Annotated in this window: 5 protein-coding genes; 4 read left to right on the top strand and 1 reads right to left on the bottom strand. The window is 59.8% G+C overall.

Annotated features, from left to right (window positions below; genetic code table 11):
• Window positions 1–31: 31 nt before the first annotated feature.
• The 3 genes from corA to RTQ46_RS14630 all read left to right on the top strand — a co-directional run bounded on the left by corA (window position 32) and on the right by RTQ46_RS14630 (window position 5,765).
• On the top strand, window positions 32–997 hold the full coding sequence (gene corA, locus RTQ46_RS14640) for a magnesium/cobalt transporter CorA (RefSeq protein WP_312437633.1): 966 nt from the start codon (window positions 32–34) through the stop codon (window positions 995–997).
• A 90-nt stretch (window positions 998–1,087) separates the two neighbouring features.
• Entirely contained in the window at window positions 1,088–2,452 is a 1,365-nt protein-coding gene (locus tag RTQ46_RS14635; protein WP_312437632.1) for a GAF domain-containing sensor histidine kinase, read from the top strand.
• 502 nt (window positions 2,453–2,954) lie between these two features.
• A complete protein-coding gene (locus tag RTQ46_RS14630) occupies window positions 2,955–5,765 on the top strand; it encodes a TonB-dependent receptor domain-containing protein (RefSeq protein ID WP_312437631.1) in 2,811 nt (936 codons plus the stop codon).
• Window positions 5,766–5,856: 91 nt separating this feature from the next.
• On the opposite strand, the gene RTQ46_RS14625 is transcribed toward RTQ46_RS14630, so the two are convergent.
• Window positions 5,857–7,491 carry an NAD(P)/FAD-dependent oxidoreductase gene (locus RTQ46_RS14625; RefSeq protein ID WP_312437629.1) on the bottom strand — a complete coding sequence of 545 codons (1,635 nt, stop codon included), beginning with the start codon at window positions 7,489–7,491 and terminating at the stop codon, window positions 5,857–5,859.
• Between the two features lie 1,008 nt (window positions 7,492–8,499).
• Here RTQ46_RS14625 and RTQ46_RS14620 point away from each other — a divergent pair.
• Window positions 8,500–11,580 (top strand): TonB-dependent receptor plug domain-containing protein, encoded by a 3,081-nt coding sequence (locus tag RTQ46_RS14620; RefSeq protein ID WP_312437627.1) that lies wholly within the window; start codon window positions 8,500–8,502, stop codon window positions 11,578–11,580.
• Window positions 11,581–11,637 lie beyond the last annotated feature (57 nt).

Raw genomic sequence — 11,637 nt, 5'->3', positions numbered from 1 at the left:
GTCCGGCGTCAACTTGAACTGTGGAATGTGTATGCTGATTAACTGTGTGGCCTACCAGGATGGCAAGAAACTGGCCGACTTGCCGATCGACGATATCAGCGATTACGTGGAGCGGCCCGACTGCTTCGTCTGGGTCGCCCTGCTCGACGCGACCCCCGATGAATTGAAACAGATGCAGCACGAATTCTGCCTTCACGAACTGGCGGTGGAAGACGCGCAGCGCGGCCATCAGCGCCCGAAGATCGAGGAATATGGCGATTCGCTGTTCGCGGTGGTGAAAACCGTGGAAATGGTGGGCGACGATCTGGTGCTGGGCGAAGTCGATATTTTTGTCGGCGCCAACTATGTGCTGTCTTCGCGCAGCAACAGCTCGCAGGGCTTCCTGGGCGTGCGTGCGCGCGCCGAGCGCGAACCGCATCTGCTGCGCCAGGGCTCGGCCTTCGTGCTGTATGCGCTGATGGATGCCGTGGTTGACCGCTATTTTCCCATCCTCGACGCACTGGAATCGGAACTGGAACTGATCGAAGACCGCATGTTCGATTCCGGTACCGAGCGCGACAACATCGAGCGGCTGTACCAGCTGAAACGCAAGGTGATGGTGCTGCGCCATGTGGTAGCGCCGCTGATGGAAGCGGTGGGCAAGCTGCACGGCGGGCGCGTGCCGCCGCTGGCGCATGACACGCAGGAGTATTTCCGCGACGTCCATGACCACCTGGCGCGCATCAACGGCACGCTCGACTCGATCCGCGACACCATCAGCACGGCGATCCAGGTCAACCTGTCGATGGTGGCCATCGACGAGAGCGAAGTGAACAAGCAACTGGCGGCCTGGGCGGCGATTTTCGCCGTGTTTACCGCCTTTGCCGGCATCTGGGGCATGAACTTCAAGTTCATGCCGGAACTGGACTGGCACTATGGTTATCCGGCGGCGGTGGCCGTCATGTGCGGCGCTTGCGGCTATATGTACTACCTGTTCAAGCGTTCCGGCTGGCTGTAAAAATTTCCTGAAATCTGTATTATTGGACAATAGCCAGGGGTACAATCAAAACAGATCCGTCTTCGCTGGCCAGGCGGCGCAGGAGCACGCATGAGTATTCCGCTGTTTGATGTCAATTCGCAGGAACCCCTGTTCGACCAGGCGCAGCGGCGCACCCTGGCCGAGGCGGCCCTGCGTTCGATCACGGCGTCGACGGCCAAGGCCCGTGGCGATGATTTCCTGCGCATCCTGGTGCGCGAACTGGCCGAAGCGCTCGATGTGCGCTATGTGATCGCCGGCCGGCTGATCCGCCAGCTGGACGGCGGCGAAGCCATCCGCACACTGGCCCTGTGGGGGGGCGACGGCTACCAGGACAATATCGAATACAGCCTGCAGCACACGCCGTGCCAGGACGTGACATGCCAGGACATGTGCTTTCACGGCAGCGATATCCAGCGCCGCTTTCCGCTCGATAGCCTGCTGGTCGAGATGCGCGCCGAAAGCTATGTCGGCATGCCGTTGACCGATACGGAGGGACGCACGCTGGGCATCCTGTCGGCCATCGACACGCGCCCCATCGATGAAGACAAGCGCCTGCTGGCCTTGCTGCTGCTGTCGATTTTCTCGGCGCGCGGCGCAGCCGAGCTGCAGCACCAGGACCGGGCGCTGCAGCTGGAAGAAATCGTGCGCCAGCGTAGCGAGTCGCTGCTGGCGGCGCAGGCCACCTTGCTGGAGCAGGAGCAGATGGCCGCGCTCGGCTCGCTGGTGGCGGGCGTCTCGCATGAGGTCAATACGCCGATCGGCGTGGCGCTGACGGCGGCGTCCAGCATGGGCAGCTATGCCGACCAGCTGGTGCGGATGCTGGCAGCGCCCAAGGTCAGCCGTACCGAGCTGATCGACATTGCGCAGGCATTGACGGGCGCCGCCGCGCTGGTCGAGCGCAACCTGACGCGGGCGGCGGAACTGATCGGCAACTTCAAGCAGCTGGCGGTGGACCAGGCCAGCGAATACGTGGCCGACCTGGTGTTGTACGACTATGTGCATGGACTGGTGTCGGCGCACAGCCCGGAGCTGCGCAAGTCCGCGCTGCGGGTGCAACTCGAGATCGATCCGGCCTGCCGCGTGCGCCTGGCGTCCGGCAAGCTGTCGCAGATCCTGTCGAACCTGCTGATGAACAGCGCGCGCCATGGCTATCCGCATGGCGGGCCGGGAAGCATCACCATTCGCGCCGGCATCGACACAGAGGATGCCAGGCAGTGGCTGTCGCTCGAATTCTGCGACGACGGCATCGGCCTTGCGCCCGCCGTGCGCGAACACATGTTCGAACCGTTTTTTACCACCAAGCGGGGCCAGGGCGGTTCCGGTCTCGGCATGCACATCGTGCATACGATCGTGCAGCAGCTGGGCGGCCAGGTGAGGGCCATCGAAGACCAGCCCGGCTGCCACATTCACATCAGGCTGCCGCTGGCGCATTAAGAGCTGTCCCGGCAGATAGATACATCTCCTGCCGGCGCCCCCGGGAGCAGGGACTGCCGTTGCATTGCTCGCCGTGCGGCCTCATCACGCCTGGCCCGCACTCCTGATCAGCCGCAAGCAGAAGACGCTAGCTACCGGCACAGGCACCAAGCGGACTGGGTGCCTGCTGCATCATTGTTGGTTACTTTTGCGTGCCGACCCCGGTATTTTTTACACAATGTTGTATGCGTACCATAGGCATGCCATTCACATGCCTGTGCCTGGCGCGTTCTGTTGACACTTGGAAGTGTGCATGATTCCATGGGCTTGTGCAGCAACTTCTGGTCGCTCAGTTTCCCGGCGCAGGGCGCTCGTGCAAGCGCTCGCCTGCCGCGCTGCGCGAACTGGCGCCATGAAGTTGGGCGATGAAATGGCGCGCGATTGCGGCGCGGTTTCATCAATGATTGCGGTCCGGTTACCGGATCCTGTTACCCACATCGTGTAAAAGTGAAAAGGGTTCATCATGCTTAAAGAAACCGTTATCTCCCGCGCTGTTCGCATCATGTGCGCCAGCGGCATTGCAGCGACGCTGTCGCTGGCCTCGCAGTGCGCCAGCGCGCAAAGCACACAGGCGGACGAGGCGCAGATCCAGCGCGTGGAAGTGACCGGATCGTCGATCAAGCGCATCGCCGCCGAGGGAGCATTGCCGGTGACGGTGCTCACCGCGCAGGCGATCCGTACCTCGGGCGCGACCTCGGTCACCGATCTGGTCAAGAAACTCTCGGCCGCCCAGGGCGCCACCAACGAAAGTGGCTCGGTGGGGGGCAGCACTTTTGGTTTTTCCGGTATTTCGGTGCATAACGTGGGCGAGACACGGACGCTGGTACTGCTCAACGGCAAGCGCCTGGCGCAGTTCGGCGGCCAGACGCTGACCGGCTTTGCGGCCGGTTTCGACTTGAATTCGATTCCCATTTCGGCCATCGAACGGGTCGAGTTGCTGACCGATGGCGCCTCGGCCCTGTACGGCGCGGACGCCATCGCCGGCGTCGTCAATTTCATTACCAAGCATGACACGACCGCCGGCGACGTGACGCTCGGCTACTCGGCGCCCAAGGACGGCGCGCGCGAAAAGCGCCTCAGCGCCACCAAGGGTTTCGGCAATCTCGATGATGACGGCTATAACGTCGTGCTGACGTTTGGCCATGATGAACGCACCAAGCTCGCCTCTGTCGATCGCGCCTTTGCCAACACCGGGAAGGTGCAGTTCTCGGCCAATGGCAAGCGCTACCAGAAGCAGCAGTTTTCGGCCAGCCCGATCCCCGCCAACGCCACGGATGACAATGGCCAGCTGATCAGCCCGTACCAGCGGGCCAACGGTTCCTGCCCCGATAAAACCTTCCGCGTCATCGAACCGTACAACGATGGCAGCGGCCTGGCGGATGACTACTGCGGCTACGATTTCACCAAGGACCTGGAGATTTACCCCGAGCGCAAGCGCGACAATTTCATGGCATCGGGCACCTTCAAGGTCGCCGGCCACGAAGTGTATGCCGACGTGCTGCTGTCGCGCACCCAGCAGACTTCGCGCATCGCCCCCGTGCCGGGCGCCATCAGTGTCGACGCCGGCACGCCGCTGCATGACAAGTATCTGCTGCCCATCGGCATCACAGGCGACAGCACGGCGTTTTACCGCCTGTTCGACATGGGGCCGCGCGCCTCGAAAGATACGGCCGACTTTGCCAGCGCCGTGCTCGGCACGCGCGGCATCACCAATGGCTGGGACTATAACCTGTCCTATAATTTTTCCGAGAGCCGCGTCAAAGGCAATATTTCCGGCTACCCCGGCGCGATCGCCGTCAACAACCTGACATCGAGCGGCTTGCTCGATCCCTTTGTCGGTCCGGGCCAGCAGTCGGCTGCGGCGCAGGAAGCGATCAGGGCGGCCACCTACTCGGGCTATTGGGATGGCGGCACCTCGCGGCTGCAGACCATTAACCTGAACGGCTCGACCGAATTGCAGCGCCTGGCCGGCGGCGCCATGATGCTGGGCATGGGCGCCAACATCAATTTTGAAGAATTTTCCTCGAAACCAAGCCCCTTCGCGCAAGGCATTCTGGCCGATCCGGTGGCCGGTACGCCCTGCGGCGCCGCCGGGCTGGAATGCGACCAGCGCTTTGGCGACGCGGCCAGCAGCCGTCCGTACAGCGCCAGCCGCGTATCGAAAGGCGTGTTTGCCGAACTCATCGCGCCCGTGCTGAAAGAACTGGAGCTGGGCGCCGCCTTGCGCTTCGACCAGTTTTCGGACTTCGGCGGCGCCACGACCGCCAAGGCCAGTTTCAAATGGACGCCGGCGCCGAACTTGCTGTTGCGTGGTTCGGTGGGCAACGGCTTCCATGCGCCCACCGTACCGCAAGTCAACGCACTGCAGAGCGGTTACGGCGTCACCAGCGAAAAGTACACCTGTACCCCTGCCTTGCAGGCGATCGCCACGCGCTTCAATGCACAATGCCAACCCGGCAATCGCCAGTATGACCAGCTTGCCGGCGGCAATCGCGAGTTGCAGCCGGAGAAATCGCGGCAGGCAACACTGGGTTTTCGGTATGAACCACTCAGCGCCATCACGCTGGGCGCCGACCTGTGGCACGTGCAGATACGCGATACCTTTGGCCAGCTCGGTGAACAACTGGTGTTCGCCAATCCGGGCAACTTCCCCAACTCCTGGGGCGTCAACACGGATGTGGGAACGGGGACCACCTACCTGGCATTCCTGGCCAACAACCAGAACCTGGGCAAGTCCTTTGCCACCGGCGTCGATATCGATATCAGCGGCCGCTACCGTTCCGGTATCGGCCTGTTCACCTCGCAGCTGACCGCGACGCAAATGCTGCGCGAGGACATCCAGCAGGAACGCGGCGGCCGCTACTATTCCGCGCTGGGCAATTTTGCCGAACTCGGCACGGTGACCTTCCGTACCCGCGGCCAGTGGACCAATACGCTCAAGACAGGCGACTGGTCCAATTCGCTGACGGTCAACTTCCTGTCCGGTTATCACGATCAGGAAACATCGGTGGACGTGCTCGATGCGAGCGGTGCCGTCACCGGCCAGGAGGATATCCGCATGCGCGTGGGTTTCTACTCGACGCTGGACTGGCAGACGGTGTGGGCAGGCAAGAGCTGGGGGCTCACCCTGGGCGTGCTCAACCTGACCGACAAGAGCCCGCCATTCGTGCCCTCGACCTCCGGTTCGGGGCGGGGCCAGCAGTTCGGCTACGACGACCGCTACTATGATCCGCGCGGACGCACGGCCTACATCAACGCGTCCTACAAGTTCTGAACCGGCACTGCGGCTGCAGGAAGCTGCCGTCCATCAAAAAAACCGGCATCGATGCCGGTTTTTTTTCGTCTGCCGCGAACGCAGGGCGGTATCAGCGCGCTGGCGACGCCATCGACAGCGCCACCGCCTCGGCCACCTTGATGCCATCGACGGCCGCCGACAGGATGCCGCCCGCATAGCCGGCGCCTTCGCCGGCCGGGAACAGGCCGCGCGTATTGAGGCTTTGCAGGTCGTCGTCGCGCCGCTTGATGCGGATCGGCGACGAAGTGCGCGTTTCCACGCCCGTCAGCACGGCGTCGGCCTTGTAGTAACCCTTGATCTGCTTGTTAAAGGCCGGAAACGCTTCGCGCAGGGCCGTGATCGCATACTCGGGCAGGGCGGACGCCAGGTCGGTCAGGTGCACGGCCGGCTTGTACGACGGCACCACGCTGCCGAACTCGGTCGAGGCGCGGCCTGCCACGAAGTCGCCCACCAGCTGGCCCGGCGCGTCGTAGTTGCCGCCGCCCAGCGCAAATGCGCGCTCTTCCAGCTCGCGCTGCAGCGCGATGCCGGCCAGCGGATCGCCCGGATAGTCGGCGGGCGTAATGCCGACCACGATGGCGCTGTTGGCGTTGCGCTCGTTGCGCGAGTACTGGCTCATGCCGTTCGTCACCAGGCGGCCCGGTTCCGAGGCGGCCGCCACCACCGTGCCGCCCGGGCACATGCAGAAGCTGTACACGGAACGGCCATTGCTGGCGTGGTGCACCAGCTTGTAGTCGGCCGCGCCGAGAATCGGGTGGCCGGCGCTGGGGCCGAAGCGGCAGCTGTCGATCAGGGATTGCGGGTGCTCGACGCGGAAACCGATCGAAAACGGTTTCGCCTCGATATACACGCCGCGCCGGTGCAGCATTTCAAAGGTGTCGCGCGCGCTGTGGCCGATCGCCAGCACCACATGGTTGCTGGCGATGGTCTCGCCGCTGGCCAGCACCACGCCGCGCACCTGGCCGCCGTCGGCACCGGGCGCGATGTCGATATCGACCACTTTGCTTTCAAAGCGGTATTCGCCGCCCAGCTGCTCGATATTGGCGCGCATCTCTTCCACCATCTTGACCAGGCGGAAAGTACCGATATGCGGCTTGCTGACATACATGATTTCTTCGGGCGCACCGGCCTTGACGAATTCCGTCAATACCTTGCGGCCGTAATGTTTCGGATCCTTGATCTGGCTGTACAGCTTGCCGTCCGAAAAGGTGCCGGCACCGCCTTCGCCGAACTGCACGTTCGATTCGGGATTGAGTTCGCGCTTGCGCCAGAAGCCGAAGGTGTCCACGGTGCGCTCGCGCACGGGCTTGCCACGCTCGAGGATGATCGGGCGCAGGCCCATCTGCGCCAGGATCAGCGCCACGAACAGGCCGCACGGACCGGTGCCGATCACGATCGGGCGCGGCTCATCGCTGTGGCCGGCCAGCTGCTCGCCGCCGGCGACGAATTTGTAGTCGGTGTCGGGTGCGGGCATGACGTGGATATCGTGTTTGACGCTGGCCAGCACGGCCGCTTCATTGCGCACTTCCACGTGCAGCGAATAGATCAGCACCACGGCGCTGCGCTTGCGCGCGTCATAGCTGCGCTTGAAAACGGTGTAGCCAAGCAGGTCGGCTGCCGGAATGTCCAGGCGCGCCAGGATGGCGGCGGGCAGGGCCGCCTCGCCGTGTTCGAGGGGGAGTTTTACTTCGTTGAGTCGCAACATGGTCAGTATTTTCTAAAATTGCCGGGCTCCGTATCTAGCGGAGAGTCTGTCTTTCCTGATTCCGGAAAGCGCAAGGCGCTATTTTACCTTCAGCCCATGCTGCTTGCCGCTCTGTCGCAGCGCATGCGGCTGCGACAGGGCGATTGAGGTCAATTCAAGGCAATGCTGTTGCTGCGAAGCTACGGTTTTTCGGCCTCGCAGTCTGGTCTGTACGCCTGGAAAAAGCGCTCGAGCGGCGGCAGCCATGCATATTGAAAGCAAGGCGGAAAATAATCCCGGGATGATATTGCCCTTTTAATCTGCGAGATTCATGGGGCGAATAAAGACAGGCATGAAGATAAACAGGCAAAAATTGAATTGGCGCGTTTATATCGATAAACTACAGAATATGTTTATCTGAAAAAGGAATATGCAAACAAGCATACTCGTGCATGTATCTGCGAATTTTAATAATCATCAGATAGCCATGCGTGGCGGCATATTTGCAAGTTGCCCACAATCAAAATGTAACGGAAAAAGAGAGTGTTTCAAAGTGTAATTTTCACCATTGTTGTTTTTGTACAACGAAAAAATATACGTTTTGCCAGGTGTCGAGGCGGCCAGCCTGCACTGCAACAAAGGTAAAACGGCGTCTGTCACCAGACTCAGCGGAAGATTTATTTGTATTTTCCAAGTGCGTTTTTTAACTATCCATATTCGTTTTTATTGCAATGCATCATATTCGTGCACGCATGCACCATTTTGGTAATTCACTTTGGTGCTCTTTTGTTGTTTCCTTACATCATTTTACATCCTGTATTGACACTGCTTAGTACGCCATGGTTTTATATATCGCTTGGATGGGCTTTTAAATCTCTTCCGAAACCTGTCCTATCAGTGGCAGGGGGAATTATCAACGATTCAAAAACTAAAACCGGAAACAAAAAACGTATTAAACATGATTTAGTGCTTAAAATTTAACAAGCAGCTCTATCAGAGGCGCTTAAATTCTAATAATTAGGAAACCACATGTTGAGAAAAACAGTTTTAGTTCGCGCTCTGGCGCTTGCGTTCAGTGCCGGAGCCATGTCCACCATGGTTGTTGCTCCAGTCATGGCGCAGTCGAATGCCGCAGGTACGATTTTCGGCAAGATCAGTGCTGGCACAGGCGATAGCGTTGTTCTCAAGAACAACGATACCAATGCGTCGCGTACCAGTGCGGTCGATGCCAATGGCGCCTTCCGCGTGACCAGCTTGCCTATCGGTAACTACACCGTCACCCTGATGAAGGGCCAGACAGCTGTTGGCACCACCAATCTTGAAGTGCTGGCAGGTCAGGGCGTGGAAGCCCAGTTCGCAGTTGCCGGTGCTACCGCAGGCGTGCAGGCCGTGCAAGTGACGGGCCGCCGCAATCGTATTGACATTTCGAACTCGACCAACGGCGCGACTTTCACCGCCCGTGAACTGGACAAATTGCCGATCGCGCGCAACGTCGACGCCATCATTCAACTGTCGCCAAATACCACGCGCGGTGACCCGACGTACCCGGCCGGCGCCAGCTTCGGCGGTGGCGGCGCGTCCGAAAACGCGTACTACATCAACGGTTTCCCTGTTACCAATCCACTGTCGCAGCTCGGTGCAATGGAATTGCCATTCGGCGCGATTGCTCAGGCCCAAGTGCTGACCGGTGGCTACGGCGTCGAATTCGGCCGTTCGGTCGGCGGCGTTGTCAACATCACCACCAAATCCGGTACCAACACCTGGGAAGCAGGCGCCCTGGTATCGATCGCGCCGAAGTCGCTGCGTTCCAAGCCACGTGATTTCTACTACGCCAATACCGGCGTCTTCCCGGCAACCGACGGCACGCTGCGTACACGTCGGGAAGACAATGAGTTCGAGCAGAAGCAATACTCGGCTTACGTAGGCGGTCCGCTGATCAAGGATACCCTGTTCGGTTTCGTTGCCCTGGAACAAACTGCCGCCGAAAGCAATGGCGTCTACGGCAGCCGCACCGCGCTGACTAACGCACAGAACGGCTGGCGCGATTACAAGACCACCACCAAGCGCTACTACGGCAAACTGGACTGGAACATCAGCGACAATCACCGTATCGAATTTACCTCGATCGGCGACTTGCCGGAAACCGACACCCAGTACCGTTCGTATAACTACGCCACGCGCGCTGTCGGCAGCAATGTCAATTCCTCGACCCATGAAGAATACGGCCCATTCAACCCGAACGGTGGCGAAGCCAACATCATCCGCTACGTCGGCAACATCACCGACGACCTGACTATCAATGCCCTGTACGGCAAGTCGCGCGCCAAGCACATCTACGAGCCTGCAGGCTACAACCCGGCACTGGCACAAATCAGTGCCCCTGTAGAAGCCCAGGTCAAGACCCCTGTCGCGTTGAACTACAGCGGTGGCCAGCCGTTCAGCGACGATTTGCCAGTCAACGGTGCTACTGACCGCGTGACGTCCAAACGTCTGGATCTGGAATACAAGCTTGGCAACCATACCTTGCGCGCAGGTCTGGATAACAACAAGATGTCCTCCTTGGACGCTGGCGACGCTTATGCTGGCGGCCAATTGTGGTTGTACGGCATTACGCCAAATCCTGCCGCTGCATTTACAGTTCCAGGCGGCACGGTACCGGCACTGGCAGGCCGCGGCCCACTCGCTGAGCGTGGTTATTATGTATCACGCGTAATCTCCTCGACCGTGTCGAACGCTTTCGCAGGTCAGGATGCGCAATACGTCGAAGATCGCTGGCAAGCCACGAAAGACGTGCTGCTGACCGTTGGTCTGCGTCGCGAAGGCTTCTATAACGCCAACCAGGACGGCGTCAAATACATTGAAATGAAGAACCAGTATGCTCCACGCGCCGCGGCGGTGTGGGACGTGAATGGCGATGCATCGTTCAAGGTATTCGGTAGCGCAGGCCGCTATACCCTGCAAATGCCTACCGTAATCGCCCTGCGCGGCGCCAATGGTTCGGCCAATACCAATCAGTACTATGCTTACACCGGTACCGATGCCAATGGCGCGCCAACCGGCCTGACGGAATTGACCGGCGTATTGTCGGCCAACAACGAATACGGTCAAGCGAAAAATCCGTTGACCGTTGCCGCGCTGGACATGAAACCATCGTTCCAGGACGAGTTGACTTTGGGCTTCGAAAAAGCTTTCAGCCCTAGCCTGAACTTCGGCGCCAAAGTTACCTACCGTACCCTGAAATCGACCATCGATGACTTCTGCGATGGCCGCGTGTTTGAAAAGTACGCAGCACAAAACGGTATCGATACCTCGAACTACGGCGGCTTCAACTGCGCATCGTTCAATCCGGGCGAAGACAATGACTTCATGGTCGACTATGCAGGCACGAACTCGAACCTGACCCGCGTTCACCTGACCAAGGCTGATCTGGGCTTCGACAAGCCGAAACGTACGTACGCTGCACTCGATGTGTTTGCCGAGCATCCATACCGTAACGGCTGGTACGGCAAGATCAACTACACCTTGTCGCGTAGCAAAGGCAATACCGAAGGCCAGACGCTGTCGGACACCACCACCGGCCAGGCTGACGTTGCTGCTACCCAAACCTGGGACTATAAAGAACTGATGATGTACGCAGATGGCCGCCTGCCTAATGATCGCAAACACCAGATCAAGGCTTACGGCTTCTACGACCTGACCCAGGAATTTACTGTAGGCGCGTCGGCGCTGCTGGCATCGGGCCGTCCACGTTCGTGCGTTGGTACCAACCCGTTCACCCAATCGCCAAGCGACGCGAACTACAACTACCAGTCCGCTTCGCACTACTGCTTCGGCGCTACGGGCAACCAGAACGTCGTGTCGCCACGCGGTACGGTCGGCAATCTGCCATGGGATAAAAACCTGGATCTGAACGTTGCTTACAAGCCAGCTTATGTACCAGGCCTGTCGGTAAAACTGGATATCTTCAACGTGTTCAACACCCAAACCACGCAAAAAGTGGTTGAGCGTTACAACACCAACCAGGCTCGTTACAACTTGTACGAATCGGTACTGAGCTACACCGCACCGCGTTCGATGAAGTTCACTGCAGAGTTCAACAAAAAGTTCTGATCGTGTAACAGCCGCCGGTTCGCCGGCGGCCTGCAACGATCAAGTAAAAAGCCGGTA

It is taken from the genome of Janthinobacterium sp. (assembly GCF_031995485.1).
Lineage (GTDB): Bacteria > Pseudomonadota > Gammaproteobacteria > Burkholderiales > Burkholderiaceae_D > Janthinobacterium.
Note: the sequence above shows the minus strand (reverse complement) of the source record. Positions and strands in the feature narration are given on the sequence as shown.

Excerpts from the sequence above, each read along its gene's own strand:
- corA (WP_312437633.1), top strand. The coding sequence starts at position 32 with ATGCTGATTAACTGTGTGGCCTACCAGGATGGCAAGAAACTGGCCGAC.
- RTQ46_RS14635 (WP_312437632.1), top strand. The coding sequence starts at position 1,088 with ATGAGTATTCCGCTGTTTGATGTCAATTCGCAGGAACCCCTGTTCGAC.
- RTQ46_RS14630 (WP_312437631.1), top strand. The coding sequence starts at position 2,955 with ATGCTTAAAGAAACCGTTATCTCCCGCGCTGTTCGCATCATGTGCGCC.
- RTQ46_RS14625 (WP_312437629.1), bottom strand. The coding sequence starts at position 7,491 with ATGTTGCGACTCAACGAAGTAAAACTCCCCCTCGAACACGGCGAGGCG.
- RTQ46_RS14620 (WP_312437627.1), top strand. The coding sequence starts at position 8,500 with ATGTTGAGAAAAACAGTTTTAGTTCGCGCTCTGGCGCTTGCGTTCAGT.